We start from the raw sequence: 17,268 nt of genomic DNA on the forward strand, positions 1-17,268 counted from the left end.
ACTAATCTCTTATTTTTGGAGTTCGTTTTCTAAATAGGTTGGGTTGCCAGCCAAAATGCAGTGCGCCCAATCTTAGAAAAACGGTTACCAATAATGAACCTATAATGCACCATAAATAAGGAGCTTCTAATAAAAATAGCGTGGCATAGGTTAAGCCTCCTGCAAAACACGCGGTGGAGTAAAGTTCTTCGCGCATCACCAGTGGTACTTCTCTACAGATCACATCACGTATTAAGCCGCCAAATATACCCGTTGTCATTCCCATTGTAAGCGCAACCACCATGGTTGTGCCTTCAATGAGCGCTTTTTCAATACCGACCACATTAAAAATAGCCATACCAATAGCGTCAACCAGTAACATGTAATAGTTAGACAGGTCGGGCAAGTGGCGAATAAACATAACGGTGACAAAAATAGCGCCATAGGTGGCATATAAATAATCGGGGTTGGCTATCCAAAATACAGGCTGGTTAAGCAGAATATCTCTGAGCGTGCCACCGCCTAACGCAGTTACTGAGCCAACAACGACAACACCAAATCCACCAATATCTTTGTCGTGGCCTAATAATGCACCTGAAATTGCAAAGAATGCCACGCCAATAAGACTTAAAAAATTAAAATACTCTGCCGTCATTGAGGTGTCCTTACCAAGTTGAGAATTTATATTAGATATTAAAGGTAAGTGATTGGGGGTTTATACTAGCTGAATAGCACTCTTTATAACACAAGCACAAGGTTATTAGCCCTGTGCTTTTATGATGGGTTGTTATTGCAAGTAGTCAACGACCAGTTGAGATAATGATTCTACGCCAAGTTGTAATGCGCTTTCGTCAACATAAAACTGAGGTGAATGATTACTTGGTGCCGTTTTAGCGTTTTGATCTTTTGGAGTAACGCCTAAAAAGTAAAACAGCCCAGGGGTTTCTAGTGCATAATAGCTAAAGTCTTCTGCACCGGTAATCAAGTCTGTGGTAATAATGTTATCAGCGCCAGCAATACGGGCAAGCGTAGGGGTCATTTTTTGAGTCAGTGCAACATTATTTACTGTTACAGGGTAACCGTGATCTATATGCACGTCGGCTTTTGCACCAGCGGATTCGGCAACCAGCTCAGCGGTTTTAGCTAAACGTTTTTTAATATCGGCGCGCATAGTTTGATCAAAGGTTCTAATTGTTCCAATTAGCTCGACGCTATCAGGGATTATATTTGAGCGTATGCCGCCATTAATTGCGCCAAAAGAAATAACAGAAGGTGCTTTAGTTACATCAACTTGGCGTGAGGCGATTGTTTGAATTGCCATTATAATTTGTGATGAAGCAACTATGGGATCTACGCCATTCCAAGGGCGCGAGCCATGGGTTTGACGACCCTTTACGCTAATTGTGAAAGAGTCTTCACTGGCCATTAGTGGCCCTTCTCTAAAGCCAATTTGCCCGGTATTAAGTGAGCTGGTGACATGTAAGCCAAATACCGCCTCTGGCTTTTATTTAAATAAACCTTCTTTTAGCATTAGCTCAGCACCACCTTCTTCTCCCTCGGGGGCACCTTCTTCAGCCGGTTGAAATACAAACAGTACCTCACCCGCTAACTGATCTTTAATTTTTACCAGTGACTCTGCTACGGCCATTAAAATTGCAACATGGGTATCGTGCCCACAGGCATGCATAACGCCTACTTCATTACCACGATAGGTTGAGGTTTGTTTAGAGGCAAAGGGTAAATCAACTTGTTCGGTAACGGGTAAAGCATCCATATCGGCACGAAGGGCGATTAAAGGGCATTTTTACCACCGCTTAATTTTGCCACAACACCGGTATGCGCAATACCGGTTTGTACTTCAAGCCCCAGTGATTTTAAATGGTTAGTAATGTACTTAGCGGTTTCAAATTCGCGATTACTCAGCTCTGGATTTTGATGTAAATGGCGACGCCATGTAACGACTTTTTCACTCACACTTTGTGTTGCTTGTTCAAGTTGGGTGTTAATACTACTAGCAAAACTAGGCGCTGAAATTGCAGTAAATAAAACACTGCCAAAAATTATTTTTTTATCATTTTAATTCCTTGGTTTTCATCGTGTGTAATTAACTTACGCTATTACATCAATAAAAAGTAGTGTTGTTTAATAGTTAACCGCAGTTAAAAGAAAGTTTATTGATACTGCTTAAGAAGGGGATAAAGCTATTTTGTTTAACACAATAGTTTGGCGCTTTTGTCGTATTTTAACGCAAATATTTAGCTTTAACGGTGAAAATGATAACAAAATGTTGCATTTTTTAAATTTGTTCCCAATACTGGTCAATGCATTGCTTTTACCATGCACTGACAACAGCGTGTAACAAGCTAAGCATAATAAAAATATTGAATCAGTTAAGGATTAATATGAACAACACACACATTTTTAAACGCGCGACTTTATTTGCAGCAGCAATAGGGCTCTTAATGAGTTTTTCTGCGATGAGTAAAGAGTATAAAGTAGTTTTAATTCATGGTTTGCAAGTATCCCAGCTTACCAATAAAGCAGGTAGTGATGTAGTAAACGATGGCCAAAGTTATTGGCAGTCTTATTGGGTAAACCGTGCAGACGAGCGCATTGACTGGCCTGCGTATGAACGAATAGAAGGAAAAATTACTACAGATTGGGTATGGCCCAAGCTACAACAGATCTCTCGCTCAAATTTATGCGAGCCAGGCTGCGTGTTTGTAACCCACTCTACCGGTGACTTAGTTGCCCGATATATTATAGATAACCAAGAAAACTGGCTAGAAAACGCGGGTTTAAAACCACTTAATATTATTGCTACCTTTGATTTAGCGGGTGCTGGTGGCGGCAGTGAATTAGCCGATTTAGCCGTGAGTGCGTTAACCGCCGCATCGTGGAATTTTGCTGTAGATGCTGCATTAACTTGGTGGCTAGGCAGTGAAGTTAATGAGGCGGTTGGCGTATTGCATGATTTAAAAGTTAACAATGCACGTAGAATTGCGCCATTACCTGATGCGCGCACACCGCGTTTACGTTTTGTGGCCGATGGCAATGCTTACTTAGGTTTAACGGCTGGCTTTTTGCGTGGTAACGATGATTCGGTAGTCGCTACTCACTCATCATGTGGCGCAAGCTCGGTAAGCTCATTTGGCAGTTGTAGCGCCAATATTGATACTAATGGGCGTTTAAAGTCTCAAGGTGATGCTGTTAGTGGCTTCATGCCATACCATTATCCATTAATGATGACTAACAGTTATAGCCATAACGAAATTCAACAAGCGCAGCGCCAAGGCAATGTAACGGTGGCAATGAATAATATTAGTGTGGCTGGCGATACACTAGGGTATGAAACTATCGATGAAACTACCGGTAGTTGGTTTTGGAAAAAACAATACCGTTATGTAAAAGACTCTGATAATTTGAGTGCTTCAACGCTCATATATAATGTGATCCCATAAAGATGATTGTGCGTGCGGCTTTATATGCTGCACGCTTTTGATACCAATTCGCTTTATGCAGTTATTTATTTTTAGGTAAGAAAACCTGAATGCAAATAGCAACAGGTTTACGTTCTAAAAGTGATTAACCATCATTGCGAATTGATGTTATAGGATAAATAACAATGAAAAAATCCTACGTTATTGTTTTAGTAATAATAGTTACCGGCTTGGTATGGTTTTTAGGTAAAGGCAATGCTAGTTATTCAGTACCGCAAACAGCAGCTAAAGCGCATAAAAAAACACCTGAATTTGTAGCTATGTCGGTAAACCAAAAGGCATCAGCGGTCAAACCAAGTATAAAAAAAATGCCTGAAGAGCAGCATGAGTTTAATGAAGGTATAGCAAAAGCAGCATCAGCGGTCGCGCAGCAATATCAGCAAAGCTTAGCATTTCCGCCTTATTCGCAACCTTTGACGGTATATGATGAAGACCGGCTTAAGCCAAATCAGTTTTTCCCGGTTACTAGCCCTGTAGGAGAGCAAGGCGGGGAGTTAACCTTAAGTTTATCTCAATATCGCTATGTCTATCCGCAAGCAATTGAATTAACCATAAGCGCACAAAATTTAGGTAAATCACAGGTAACACTCAGTGATACAGATACTAAACAGCCGTTAAAAACACAAAGTGGTGTTGCTCGTGACAATGAGCTGGCAATTACGTTTAAAGGTGAGGAAGACTATCCTCGCAATTTACAGTTATTAGTTGAAGCCAACATTGCGGGTAAAATGGTCCCTGTGGTGGCACAAATACAATATATGCCGCCTAGTGCAACCCTAACTAGCTTTGATAGCGCGTATCCACGTAATGATAATATGATAGTGCCTGCTAATTTAACTGTTATAAAAAGTGGCTTATATCGCTTAAGAGCTAACTTATACAGTGATAGTTCGCCATTAGCGCATTTAGTTGCTAAAGCACGTTTAAATGAGGGCAGCGAAAAAATTGATTTTAAAGCGCATTGGTCTGTTTTGCCTAAGCAAACAAATGGCTTACGATTGAGTGACTTTGTTATTGAACGTATGTCGCCAAGCCCAGGCGAGCGTAACAGCTTTGGGCAAAGTAAAGTGAGTGAGTTTACTATTGAAGATTTTGCTTACGATAGTTTACAGCAGCTGCCTTATCAGGCGAATAAACAAGAATTGCAGAGTTTAGAGTTTTTACAAGGATTAGCTGCCGGAAAGTAGCAGTATAGAGCAGAGCGTAGGGTTTGCATTACTGCAAACCCTTAAAAGTTAGCTTAAATTTATGGTAACTACGTCGGCTTGGTTTAGTTCATCTTGTTCAGGATTAACCGGCGCTTTTGGAATATCTGGTTTATCTAACGCGATATCGCCACCATCAATAACGTCACCGGTTTGTAGATTAGCAAAATCAAACAATTGGTTATCAGCTAAATGCGAAGGCACAACATTTTGCATTGCAGTAAAAATACTTTCTATACGCCCTGGGTGCTCTTTATTCCATTGCTCTAGCATATTCTTGGTGTGCTTACGTTGTAAGTTTTCTTGTGAGCCACATAAGTTACACGGAATAATAGGGTATCCTTGACTAAATGCGTATTGGCTAATATCGGCTTCTTTACAATAAGCTAATGGGCGAATAACCATGTGTTCACCATTATCGCTCATTAGTTTAGCTGGCATACTTTTAAGCTTGCCGCCATAAAACATATTTAAAAACAAGGTTTCTATCATGTCATCGCGGTGATGACCCAATGCGATTTTAGTAGCGCCTAGCTCTTTAGCCGTACGATATAAAATACCACGGCGTAGACGAGAGCAAAGTGAGCACGTTGTTTTACCTTCAGGAATAATATCGGTAACAATACTGTAGGTATCTTCTTCGACAATTTTGTATTCAATATTTAAATTATCAAGGTATTCAGGCAGTACATGCTCAGGAAAGCCTGGTTGTTTTTGGTCAAGGTTAACCGCAAAAAGATCAAACTTGATAGGGGCAACACGCTGTAAATGTTGCAGCATATCGAGCATAGTGTAACTATCTTTTCCGCCAGATAAGCACACCATGATACGGTCGCCTTCTTCTATCATGTTAAAATCCATGACAGCTTGACCTGTGAGGCGGCGTAAACGCTTTTGAAGCTTATTTAAGTTGTGTTGAGCTTTGGCTTGAGCAGAATGAGACACTACGCCCCCTTATAAACAGTACGGCAAAATTAATTGCTAAAAATAAAGGGGCGTATTATATGCCATATGTAATATCACAGCTACAGCAAACGTTAACTTTCTGCGAGTGGACTTACATAGCCATCAGGTTTCAATGCAAGTACATCACAATCGAGGCTGTCAATAACATGCTCAGCGGTGTTACCCACTAATGCAGCACTTAAGCCAGTACGTCCCACAGTGCCAATAACCACTAACTCACTATTTAAACGATTTGCAACATCCGGTATCACATCTTCTGGTAATCCCTCTTCAATAAAGCATTGATCAGAGGTTAGGTTAAACTCATTAGCTAATTCATTGGTTGATTCAATGTGATGTTTTTTAACTGATTCGTTGTAAAGCCCAGGATTAAATTCTGGGATTTCTATAGCAATATTTACCGGTGTAGCAGGGTAGGCATTAACTAAGTTAAGTTTAGCATTAGCTAGTTCACATAAAAATTGTGCATCTTTAATTATGCGTTTATTAAGTGATAAGTGCTGCTCATTTTCACTGACTGCATTCACAGCAGCTAAAATATTACCTTGTGCTGGCCATTGCATATCTTTAACAAATAGAACGGGCGTTGGGCATTTTCTAACTAAATGCCAGTCTGTAGGAGTAAAAATAACCGCTTTTAGTGCGCCATGTTGATGCGTACCTTTGATAACCAAGTCGTATTTATCATTGATAACGGTATTAATTATTGCCTCATATGGGCGATTATGCCAAATAACTTGCGTATCTATATTTATATTTTGATAAGGAGAGATCAGCTCTTTAAGCCATAGCTCGCGATCTTTAAGGACGGCTTGACGCATTGCTTCACGTTCATCGCCTGATAGCATAGTAGTCATTTCGTAAGAGAAATCGTAAACAGTCATAAATGCGGTAATGCTCGCACCCGATTTTTTGGCTAAATCTATTGAACGCGCGAGGGCATTTTGATCGTCTTTAGTTGGATCAATAACCGCGATAATACGTTTAATCGTTTCCATTGTGCTACTCCATTCGCTTAACAGTTATACATTTAGTGTAACGCAAATACACAACAGTTAAAGAGGTAGCACTAAGATTATTGTTCTATATCAAGAAATAAAGTTTCTCTAATTTTAAAACTCCTTATCTTGAATAAAAGCATGAAGGGCTTTATAAAAATTTAATTATTCTCAGGTTTTATTGAAGTGTTATCTTCTACGGTGAATCCACTCGTTTTTTTCACAAAGCCCACTTCAGGTAGTAAGTTATAAACGTTATCTTTAATGGTAGAAAACAGGTAACTCTTTCCACCTCTACTGAATAAGTTAATAAGATACCAATATTTTTTTCAGGATAAACGGTCATATCAACGTTAATAAAGTGATTGTTATTGATATAAATGCCTCTTACGTATTTATCATCTATTTGCTCGTCGGTTACATCTGACTGTATTCTAATGCCTCCCTTAGAACGTAAAATAGTATTGTGAGTAAAATAAATACTTCCCCAATTAAAAGGCTCCGTTACACTTCTTGGTTTATTAGGGTAAGCATTGAGGATAAACTTATCACTGTCTATAAAGGTATTAGCAATAATTTTTACGTTAGAGTAATAAGTAATTTCTATAGCAGTGCCTTTGGTGTTTTTGAAAGTGTTATATCTTACTAGAGCTTTTGATACAGGTTTAACCGTGGCAAATTTCAATGATCCCTTCAATCCCTCAAAAATATTATCTTCAACTGTAATATCATGCGTACCTCCATAGTTATTATTCCACGGGTGAGTAGTTGTTACTTGTGTGACATTTTCAAAGTAATTATTACGAATATCAATTCTGAAAGAATTTATATTCGTATCATGGGATGATAAGTGTGAAGATGTTGCTCTTATAGCCGCATCACCAAAATCATAAAAGTGATTATGTTTAATTGAAATATCTTCGGAGCCTGCAAAAAGGATACCTTGCTCACCCCAAACATAATTAATTTTGTCTATCGTTAACCCTCTAAAAATAAAACCATTAATTTCTATGAAGCGTGAATTATAAAAGGATAAAATATATTCTCCTTCAAATTGGTCACACTTTTTTAGTATAACGCCAGCATTAGCGGTGATAGAAATGTTACTAAGGTTTCTGACGATAATAGCTGAACATATATCGTAAACTCCTGGTTTGTCTATTTTAAGCTCAGAGTTTTCTGCAGTGTTTAAAATCAAGTCTTTTAGTGCTTGTGAGTCATCAATGCCATCATCGGGGATCATTGAGCTCGATGCTTGGCTGCTAAATAAAATACTTAAAGAAAGAGTGATAAATAGAAATAAAGAATAAGGCATAAGATTGTCCTTCTATATAAGAGTGTAATAGGACGTAGTTGCTTTTATGTTAGAAAATGAGCCAGATAAGTAATTATCTTCATCGACTCTTAAAAGTGAATGGTTATTACCTCTACTCAAAGTGTTAGTAGAGATAGAGCATAATTGCAAATAATTACGCTCCAATTCAGGGGTGGATTAATTTTAAAATGAGAAGCTATTATTAACGTGGTTTTACAATTGCAGCTGTTTTCGCAAGCGCGTCATTATCTAAAATAGTAATAAACTTACCTTCTACTTTGATTAAATCTGCTTTTTGAAAACGGCTCAATAAACGGCTAATGGTTTCAACAGTTAAGCCAAGGTAGTTGCCAATTTCACCGCGGGTCATGGTAAATCTAAATTCTTTACGTGAAAAACCACGTTCACCAAAACGCTCTGATAAATTATAAATAAAACTCGCTAGGCGTTCTTCAGCAGACTTTTTATTAAGTAAAAGCAGCATTTCTTGGTCGTAGGTTATTTCACTACTCATTAAGCGCATAATTTGTTGGCGTAGCTTAGGCAGCTTACCAGCGAGTTCGTCAAGTGTGTCAAAGGGGATTTCACATACCATTGAGGTTTCTAGTGCTTGAGAAAAGCTTTGGTGCTGCATTTTATTAATGGCATCAAATCCAACAAGGTCGCCAGCTAAATGAAAACCGGTAATTTGTTCATCGCCTTGCTCAGACAAGGTATACGATTTAAATGATCCCGAACGAACCGCAAAAATTGCATTTAAAGGCGCGCCCGATTCAAATAAGTAGTCACCTTTGTGTAATGGTTTTTTTCGCTCAATGATCTCATCAAGTTTATCCATTTCTTGGCCATTTAAAGAAAATGGTAAACATAACTGGCTAATACTGCAGTTATTACAGCTAATGGCACAATTACCTTTAGCACGACTTTGAGAAAAATCCATAAGTTCAATCCGTTAAATTTCTATGCACGACATTTTATAATGTTAATGCACTAGCTTATCTGTTGCAATGATCAGAAGGTAGATACCGTACCAAATGATAACACTGCCTAATGTTATTCGTGTCCATGGGTGGTTAAAAAGCGTATTTAGCTTTTGTGCAGCCACACCTAAGGTGATCATGGCAGGAAATGTCCCTAGGGCAAATGCCAGCATAACCAAAGCACCATTGAGGGCGTTGCCACTGGTCATTGCCCAGGTAAGTGCAGAGTATACTAAACCGCACGGTAGCCAGCCCCATAACGCGCCATAACCAAGGGCTTTAAAAGGCGAATCAATGGGCATTAAATATTTATTAAGTTTAATTAAGTGCTGCCAAATAAGGGTTTTACCCAGTTTTTCAAGCCACTGTAAGGTGGCGGCTATGCGCATAATATAAACGCCAACCAGTAACATAAAAATACCGGCTAAAAATGACAGAAATAATGAAAAAGCAGAATTTTGCGTAGCAAACTGGCTACTAATACCCGCAACAAGGGCTCCTGCTAGCATATAACTTAAAGCTCGACCGCTATTATAAGCTAGAGAATATAACCAGGTTTGACGTTTATTGCTGGCAAGTTGCAATGAGCTGGCAATACCACCACACATAGCAACGCAATGACCACTGCCAATTAAGCCCATTAAAAAAGCGCTAACAAAAATAGGGTCAATCATTACTTTTATTGTGCTGCTCTTTGTCGTCTTCAAACAAAATACTGTGGCCTTGCTTGTTTAAATCAGAGAATTGCTCGCCTTTTACAGCCCAAAAAAACACGCCAATAGCAATTAATACAAACAAAATAGCAATAGGAACTAAAATATAAATTATGCTCATAACTTTAATAGCCTTAGTGAATTACATATCACAATAATTGAGCTGGCAGACATACCAATAACCGCCATCCACGGCGCAACTAAGCCCATAGCAGCAAGCGGTAATATTGAGCCATTATATAATAAAGAAAGTGTTAGGTTTTGTTTAATTATACGTCGTGTTTGCTTGGCAACGGTTAATAAATGCGAGATGGAGGCTAAGTCACTGTTAAGCAATACAACATCTGCACTGTTTTTAGATATATCGGCACCGGTTTCCATGGCGATAGATAAATGGGCACTGGCAAATACTGGGCTGTCGTTTACGCCATCACCAACCATAGCAACAATTTCACCTTGCGATGACCAGTGATCAACGGCATTTTGTTTATCTTTTGGACTGCAACTGGCTTGCACTGAGTTAAGCTTTAACTTTTTAGCGACTTTGGCACCCGCATCAGATGCATCACCAGTTAGCATATGGCAACTAAGGTTAGCCGCTTGTAAAACATTAATTAGCTTATCGGCATCGGCTTTAACTTTATCTACAAAGTAAAAGCGTGCAACAGCCAGCTTGTTTATGTAAAGCGTGGCCTGTGCGTTGGTTTTTTTGTATCAAACCAACCACTTTTACCAATAGCGTAATGGGTATTATCCAACTGAGCGCTTATCCCAATGCCAGGGTGGAGTTGTACATCGTCAAATTTACGTTGCCCTTTAAACTCCTTAAATGCACTGGCAATAGGATGCTCAGAGTAACTTTCAAGCTGGGCTGCAATATCAAGAATTTGCTCTTTGCTGTAGTTATCATCAAGTATGTCAACCACGTCGAGGCTAAACTTACCTTGTGTAAGCGTACCTGTTTTATCAAAGGCAAATAAAGTGAGCTTTGATAGGGTTTCGAGCACATGCGCTTGCTTAATTAATATGCCTTTGCGGGTTAAGGTTGCTACAGCACAGGTTAATGCGGTTGGAATTGCTAAACTTAATGCGCACGGGCAAGTGGCCACTAACACCGAAATAGTGATCCAAAATGCAACGTCAGGGTCAACCTGATACCAACCAATCGCAGTTATGGAGGCAAATACTAGTAATACAGCAACAAACCACTGCGCCACTTTATCGGTAATTTCAACCAGCCGTGGGCGTTTTGTTAGGGCATTATGTTGCAGGCGAATAATTTGATTAAGTAGGGTGTTTTGGCCTAGTTTATTGATTTTTATTTCAATTATACCATCATGATTAACCGTGCCTGCATACACGTTATGATCAATGTACTTTCGCACTGGTTGATGTTCGCCGGTCATCATTGACTCATCAACACTGGTGATGCCTTTAACTAAAATGCCATCAGCAGGAATAGTTTCGCCTGCCTTTATTAACACAATATCGTTAAGTTTGAGTTTTTTGGCGGCAATGATGTGCTCATTACCGTGTTCATCGAGCGTACGGGCAGTAAGGGGTAACAACTTTTGCAAGTTAGCAGTGAATTCACTGGCTTTTAAACGCGCTCTAAACTCTAAGTATTTACCCAATAAGAGTAAAAAGGTAAACATACAAATAGATTCAAAGTAAACTTCGCCTACTTCCATTACTGTGGCATAACAACTAGCGCCATAAGCACCAAAAATAGCCAATGATACTGGCAAGTCCATATTCAGCTGTTTTGCTTTTAAGCCATTAATTGCATTACTTAAAAAGGGCAGGGCGCTGTATAGGATAACGGGGGTAGCGAGAATTAAACTGATCCATCTAAAGTACTGTTCAAAATTGCTGTCCATCCCAGAGAACATGCCAAAGTACATTGCAAAGGCAAACATCATCACTTGCATGGTCATCAAACCTGCAACACCAAGGCGGCGAATATACGCTTTGGCAGTTTGCTGCTTTTGCTGGGCTTCTAAATCTGATTGGAATGGGTACGCTTTATAACCTATTTCAGCCAATGAGGTAATTAGCTCACTTAAAGGTGTGGCGCTTTTATCCCAGTGGATCATGGCACGATTTGTTGAGGTATTTACATCAACGCGTTTTACCGATTTAAGATTTAATAATTGCTTTTCAATTAGCCATGCACAAGCGGCGCAGGTTATACCTTCAACACTCAGTAGTACCTCAGAGTTGTCGTTATGGGTGCTAATAAACTCATCTTGAATATCTTCATTGTCATAGCTTTTAATAAAAGCGAGCTGTTCAGGAACCAGTTGTTCTACTTTACCAGCGCTAACAGTGCGGTATTTGTAGTAGTCGGTCATTCCTTGGTCAATGATATTCTGTGCAACAGCTTGGCAGCCAATGCAACACATTGGCTCAGCGGTATCGTCTATAACAACATGTGCGCTAAACCCAGCAGGCACACTTTCAAGACAATGAAAGCAATTTTTAGACATACTAAATACTACTTATAGTTAGGAGTAACTAAAACGGTGGTTGTGGTTGGTAAAGTGACACTTTCTTTCATTTTCCAACTAGCATCAACGGGTTCAATAAACACTGAGTAAGCACCAGGCGTGTAGCTTTCTAATAATGCAGTAAACTCTTGATTAGCATTTGGAGTGAGGGTAGCTTCAAAATCATGTGCTTTAATAGTGCGATGGAAAAATGACAACTTTAACGCGTGGATATTACTGGTATCGCCTTTAGTAAATTTAAAGCTTACTCGCTCATCAGATACATTTAGGTCACCATGCAGATACAAGGCTTTTGCTTTATCAAATTTGATCAGCTCTAAGTTAATTGCTTTGCCTTTTTTATAATAGTCATCAACGACCATGTCTGGGCCGTTACCAATGGCTGTAATAAATAAACTAATGCAGCCAATAATTGCAGCTAGAGGGAAGAAGATTAAAAACCAAGGCCAAAAATTTTTATACCACGGAGTCGGTTGCATAGTTGCTCTAAAATTGATGAATGTGCAGCTATATTATAATAAATAAAAGAAAAAGACTAAAAAAAGCCTCCGAGTGGAGGCTTTTTTGATCTGTATTAATCTATTGAAATAAAAAGATTAAAACTGAAACGTTTTGTTAACTTTATCGCTATTTTTCTTGCGATAAGCTGTAAACGTAAGCAGTTAATAGGTGAATTTTGTCTTCGCCTAAAATCTCTTTAAAAGCAGGCATTACACCAGCACGACCATGGTTTAGTGTTTCTTCAACAGCACGTTGAGAGCCACCGTATAACCAAATGTTATCAGTTAGATTTGGTGCACCGAAAGGTAGGTTATGCGCAACTGAGCCTTTACCATCTGCACCATGACAAGCTGCACACATAGCGAATTTCGCTTTACCTGCCGCGGCGTCTTTTTGGTTAACAGTACGACCAGATAGGCTAAGTACGTAAGCCGTCATTTCTTTAACGCCTTGCTCGCCTAATGCATCACCCCAAGGAGGCATTGCTGCAACACGGCCTAAAAGTAACGTTTCTCTGATTTTGTCAGGCGTACCACCATATAACCAGTCGTTATCTGTTAGGTTAGGGAAGCCTGTACCACCACGAGCATCAGAACCATGACATTGCGCACAGTTTTGAGCAAATAAGCGTTGACCAATTTCAACTGCTAATTGACCTTGCGTTTGTTCATGTTTAGTGCCATTTTCAAGAGCGATTTGCTGAGCTGCATCACCCGCTAATTTAGAGTCAACTAATTCTAAAACAGGGGTTTTTGCCAACTCATTGAAAATTGGGCCAAAACGCTCTTCAGCGGCGCGGTATTCTGCATCTAGCTTTACAAAACGACCGTTTTCTTGAGCGTCTACCACTGCTTCTTTCGATTCAGTTAAAGAGGTAACACCTTGATTTGAGCTGGTCCACTTTGCTAAGCCTTCCCAGTTACCTAAACCTGGGTAAGCTGCTAAGTAATAAACAGACCATACAAACGTTGCGAAGAACATGTAAGTCCACCATTTTGGCAGTGGATTGTTTAATTCTTCAATGCCGTCAAACTCATGTCCACAGCTTTCACCTTCTTTTACACCTACATAGTTTTTTAAGTTCCAAACTAGTAGACCAAAGATAATGATTAAGCATGCAAGGGTTAATACAATAACCCATATACTCCAAAAGCTAGTCATTTCTCAGACCCCTTTTCCTCGTTAGAGAGTGTATTGTTGTGTTTTTTTTCATCTTCAAATATGACATTAGCAGCGTCTTTAAAACGACTTTTACTACGCTTGCTATATGCCCATCCAACAATCACAATAAATAATACTAAAATTACCAGAGTCAAAATGCCTCTGTATGTCCCGTAGTCCATAATAATCTACTTCAAATGTGTGCCAAGTTGTTGCAAATAAGCAATAAGGGCTTGCATTTCTGTTGCACCTTTACCGTCATTCATTGCGTCAACTTTAGCAATGTCAGCGATTAATTCCTCGTCACTGCCATAACCTAAACCCGGGTGTTTTGGGTTTTCTGGGTTAATAGCAAACGTGTCACGGAAAATTTGTAGCTTTTTCAGAGTCAGGCTTGTATCAAGCGTGTTCTCTGCTAACCAAGGGAAGCCTGGCATATTCGACTCAGGAACCACTGCACGTGGGTCAACTAAGTGTGCATAATGCCAGTCATCTGAGTAACGTTTACCTACACGTGCTAAGTCAGGACCAGTACGTTTAGAACCCCAAAGGAATGGGTGATCCCATACTGACTCACCCGCAACCGAGTAGTGACCGTAACGCTCAACTTCATCACGAAACGGACGAATCATTTGTGAGTGACAGTTAGCACAGCCTTCACGTACATAGATGTCACGACCTTCAAACTCAAGCGCGTTTAATGGGCGTAACCCATCAACGGGTTTAGTTGTGTCGTCTTGGAACATTAGCGGGGTAATTTCTACTAATGCACCAAAGCTGATTGCGAAAACAGTCAAGATGGCCATAAGGCCGATGTTTTTCTCGATAATTTCGTGTTTATTTTGCGAATTTTTATTGCTCATTATCTGACTCCGTTATGCTAACTGCGCTTGTTCATCAAGTTCTAGCGAGTTATTTTTCGCTGAAACTGTACGATAAACGTTATAAGCCATAACCAGCATACCTGCTACGATGAATACACCGCCTAAGAAACGCATAACATAGAAAGGATGAGAGGCTTCTAACGACTGAACAAAACTGTACATTAATGTACCGTCAGAGTTAACTGCACGCCACATTAGGCCTTGCATTACACCTGAAATCCACATTGCAACAATGTATAAAACAACACCCACAGTGTGTAACCAGAAGTGTGTATTGATTAATTTAATGCTGTACATACGGCCTTGCGAGAATAACGCAGGGATAAGGTGGTAGATAGCACCGATAGAAATCATTGCAACCCAACCTAATGCACCTGAGTGTACGTGACCTACAGTCCAATCTGTGTAGTGCGATAACGCATTTACAGATTTGATTGCCATCATTGGGCCTTCAAATGTCGACATACCGTAGAAAGACAATGAAACCACTAAGAAACGAAGTACAGGGTCAGTACGTAGCTTATGCCATGCACCTGAAAGCGTCATAATACCGTTGATCATACCACCCCAAGACGGTACGAATAAGATAATAGACATCACCATACCTAAGCTTTGCGTCCAATCAGGAAGCGCAGTGTAGTGAAGGTGGTGAGGGCCTGCCCAAATGTAAAGCGAGATAAGTGCCCAAAAGTGAACAACCGATAAACGGTATGAGTAAACTGGACGACCCGCTTGCTTTGGTACAAAGTAATACATCATACCTAAGAAGCCAGCGGTAAGAAGGAAACCAACAGCATTGTGTCCGTACCACCACTGAACCATTGCATCAACAGCACCGGCGTATATTGAGTATGATTTAGTAAGTGAGACTGGAACAGCCATGCTGTTAACAATATGAAGAACTGCAACAGTAATAATGAAACCAGCATAGAACCAGTTAGCTACATAAATATGAGCCACTTTGCGCTTAGCAATAGTACCCATAAATACAATAGCGTAAGTTACCCAAACTACGGCAATTAAGATATCGATAGGCCACTCAAGTTCTGCGTACTCTTTAGAACTTGAAATACCCATTGGTAGAGTAATTGCTGCTAGAACAATCACCAACTGCCAACCCCAAAAGGTGAAGGCGGCTAATTTGTCTGAAAGAAGGCGCGTTTGACATGTACGTTGTACGACGTAATAAGACGTCGCAAAAAGAGCACTTGTACCAAATGCGAAAATTACTGCGTTCGTGTGTAACGGACGAAGTCGAGAGTAAGTTAACCATGGTGTGTCAAAGTTAAGTGCTGGCCAAGCTAGTTGGGCAGCAATCAGAACCCCAATACCCATGCCAACGATGCCCCAAATCACTGTCATAATAGCGAATTGGCGTACAACTTTATAATTGTACTCAGTTTGTGATGCTACTGTTTGGCTCATTTTCTGGCTTCCGCTGCAATAAATGCGTTTAGAAATGAATTACCCACTTGTTAAAGTAGGACCTACTATTATTCCAAAGTATACTATCTAAACCCCACAATATGTGGTTTTAAAGATAATAATCTCAAGAAATACTTGTTTTTTTTGCGGTTGAAATGATAAATTTTTTGGCCTTAAAAAGATAGGTCAATTGCGTAATAATATGACATCAATCAAACTTTATTGAGTTGCTGTCTATTTTTTGAGGTGATTTGTACCTTACTTGCTCATTAAAGCCGATAATCAACCAACTTGCCCCAAACGTTGGGCTTATACATTAGATATTTGAGAACTTACATGTATATATATAGAGTATGTTTACTTTCCTTTCTATTATTTTTACTAGGTTGTGACTTTTCTGGATCAACAACAATACCAAAAGTAACTCAACCACAAACTGAGTGTGAAAATAACAAACCGTGTCATTTTGAAAATCAAATTAAAGTGTGGCTGAGCGAGACAACCCTATCACCGGAAACACCGTTTTCAATTTATACGCAGTTACCCGATGGTTTCAAAATTATGACAGCTAAACTGGAAGGGGTAACTATGTATATGGGTTACATTCCGGTGCAGTTTACTAAACAAGGTAATATTTGGTTAGCCGATACTATGGTTGGTATTTGCTCAGAGCAAAATATGGTTTGGAAATTGGTGCTTACTGCAATTAATGAAAGCACTTCGGCCAACCAAACGGTTGAATATTATTTTAATGTTACTTACTAAAATGTTTTAATTTTCACTTATTCATAATTGCACTATTTTTTGTGTAACACACTCCTAGGCCATAGTTTCTTTGCTAGCCGATGTTAGGGTCTGTTTTATGTAAGCTTTTTTATGCTCAAGATAAAAAAGCTTACATTCACTACTAAGTTAAAGCGCTGAGACTGTCAGCGCAATGATACCCAATAATCAAATCTGATCAGCGCTATACCAACATATGCAATAAAATACTTTTCTTCTATTACACCCTCTTTTTGCAATTACTCCTTTATAAGTATAGATCCAGATTGAAACTCTCAATAAACATAAAATTTGCACGATTAAAACTTTTAGTAAAAATATTCAGACTAAATAAACAATCTACTTGCA

At 39.4% G+C, this 17,268-nt stretch carries 15 protein-coding genes and 2 pseudogenes; 3 read left to right on the forward strand and 14 right to left on the reverse strand.

Going from position 1 to position 17,268, the window contains the following annotated elements; all coding sequences use genetic code 11:
• Position 1: 1 nt before the first annotated feature.
• Both AC0L7Q_RS05670 and AC0L7Q_RS05675 read right to left on the reverse strand, forming a co-directional pair.
• The gene (locus AC0L7Q_RS05670) at positions 2-634 is read right to left on the reverse strand and encodes a trimeric intracellular cation channel family protein (protein ID WP_138609080.1); all 633 of its coding nucleotides are present in this window, start codon (positions 632-634) and stop codon (positions 2-4) included.
• 132 nt (positions 635-766) lie between these two features.
• Positions 767-2,013 (reverse strand): annotated as a pseudogene (locus AC0L7Q_RS05675) (amidohydrolase).
• A gap of 368 nt (positions 2,014-2,381) precedes the next feature.
• Between AC0L7Q_RS05675 and AC0L7Q_RS05680 the strand changes: the two are divergent.
• A complete protein-coding gene (locus tag AC0L7Q_RS05680; RefSeq protein ID WP_413401683.1) occupies positions 2,382-3,440 on the forward strand; it encodes a hypothetical protein in 1,059 nt (352 codons plus the stop codon).
• A gap of 164 nt (positions 3,441-3,604) precedes the next feature.
• On the forward strand, positions 3,605-4,666 hold the full coding sequence (locus AC0L7Q_RS05685) for a hypothetical protein (RefSeq protein ID WP_409425157.1): 1,062 nt from the start codon (positions 3,605-3,607) through the stop codon (positions 4,664-4,666).
• A 48-nt stretch (positions 4,667-4,714) separates the two neighbouring features.
• Here the strand turns inward: AC0L7Q_RS05685 and ttcA are convergent, their stop codons facing one another.
• The 12 genes and pseudogenes from ttcA to ccoN all read right to left on the reverse strand — a co-directional run bounded on the left by ttcA (position 4,715) and on the right by ccoN (position 16,137).
• Complete coding sequence (ttcA, locus tag AC0L7Q_RS05690; protein ID WP_413401685.1) at positions 4,715-5,629, reverse strand: tRNA 2-thiocytidine(32) synthetase TtcA; 915 nt, start codon at positions 5,627-5,629, stop codon at positions 4,715-4,717.
• Positions 5,630-5,721: 92 nt separating this feature from the next.
• On the reverse strand, positions 5,722-6,648 hold the full coding sequence (gene uspE, locus AC0L7Q_RS05695) for a universal stress protein UspE (protein ID WP_138607047.1): 927 nt from the start codon (positions 6,646-6,648) through the stop codon (positions 5,722-5,724).
• A gap of 220 nt (positions 6,649-6,868) precedes the next feature.
• Positions 6,869-7,963, reverse strand: coding sequence for a right-handed parallel beta-helix repeat-containing protein (locus tag AC0L7Q_RS05700; RefSeq protein WP_409425160.1), 1,095 nt, complete (start codon positions 7,961-7,963; stop codon positions 6,869-6,871).
• 202 nt (positions 7,964-8,165) lie between these two features.
• Positions 8,166-8,903 (reverse strand): FNR family transcription factor, encoded by a 738-nt coding sequence (locus AC0L7Q_RS05705; RefSeq protein ID WP_010389589.1) that lies wholly within the window; start codon positions 8,901-8,903, stop codon positions 8,166-8,168.
• Positions 8,904-8,945: 42 nt separating this feature from the next.
• A complete protein-coding gene (locus AC0L7Q_RS05710; protein ID WP_413401692.1) occupies positions 8,946-9,617 on the reverse strand; it encodes a sulfite exporter TauE/SafE family protein in 672 nt (223 codons plus the stop codon).
• Positions 9,610-9,777: a cbb3-type cytochrome oxidase assembly protein CcoS gene (gene ccoS, locus AC0L7Q_RS05715; RefSeq protein WP_008109812.1), complete on the reverse strand. Its 168-nt coding sequence runs from the start codon at positions 9,775-9,777 to the stop codon at positions 9,610-9,612. Before ccoS ends, AC0L7Q_RS05710 begins: the two co-directional genes overlap by 8 nt.
• A pseudogene (locus AC0L7Q_RS05720) lies at positions 9,774-12,145 on the reverse strand (heavy metal translocating P-type ATPase). Before AC0L7Q_RS05720 ends, ccoS begins: the two are co-directional and overlap by 4 nt.
• An 8-nt stretch (positions 12,146-12,153) precedes the next feature.
• The gene (locus tag AC0L7Q_RS05725; RefSeq protein WP_138607039.1) at positions 12,154-12,645 is read right to left on the reverse strand and encodes a FixH family protein; all 492 of its coding nucleotides are present in this window, start codon (positions 12,643-12,645) and stop codon (positions 12,154-12,156) included.
• Between the two features lie 148 nt (positions 12,646-12,793).
• Positions 12,794-13,828 (reverse strand): cytochrome-c oxidase, cbb3-type subunit III, encoded by a 1,035-nt coding sequence (ccoP, locus tag AC0L7Q_RS05730; RefSeq protein ID WP_178955714.1) that lies wholly within the window; start codon positions 13,826-13,828, stop codon positions 12,794-12,796.
• Positions 13,825-14,010 (reverse strand): cbb3-type cytochrome oxidase subunit 3, encoded by a 186-nt coding sequence (locus tag AC0L7Q_RS05735; protein ID WP_010389598.1) that lies wholly within the window; start codon positions 14,008-14,010, stop codon positions 13,825-13,827. The genes ccoP and AC0L7Q_RS05735 overlap by 4 nt, the downstream gene beginning before the upstream one ends.
• A gap of 6 nt (positions 14,011-14,016) precedes the next feature.
• A complete protein-coding gene (gene ccoO, locus AC0L7Q_RS05740) occupies positions 14,017-14,691 on the reverse strand; it encodes a cytochrome-c oxidase, cbb3-type subunit II (protein ID WP_008109817.1) in 675 nt (224 codons plus the stop codon).
• A 12-nt stretch (positions 14,692-14,703) separates the two neighbouring features.
• Entirely contained in the window at positions 14,704-16,137 is a 1,434-nt protein-coding gene (ccoN, locus tag AC0L7Q_RS05745; RefSeq protein WP_131690840.1) for a cytochrome-c oxidase, cbb3-type subunit I, read from the reverse strand.
• Positions 16,138-16,473: 336 nt separating this feature from the next.
• Here ccoN and AC0L7Q_RS05750 point away from each other — a divergent pair, with 336 nt between their 5' ends.
• Positions 16,474-16,902 (forward strand): hypothetical protein, encoded by a 429-nt coding sequence (locus tag AC0L7Q_RS05750; protein ID WP_409425166.1) that lies wholly within the window; start codon positions 16,474-16,476, stop codon positions 16,900-16,902.
• Positions 16,903-17,268: the final 366 nt, after the last annotated feature.

Source organism: Pseudoalteromonas sp. KJ63-1 (assembly GCF_055808145.1).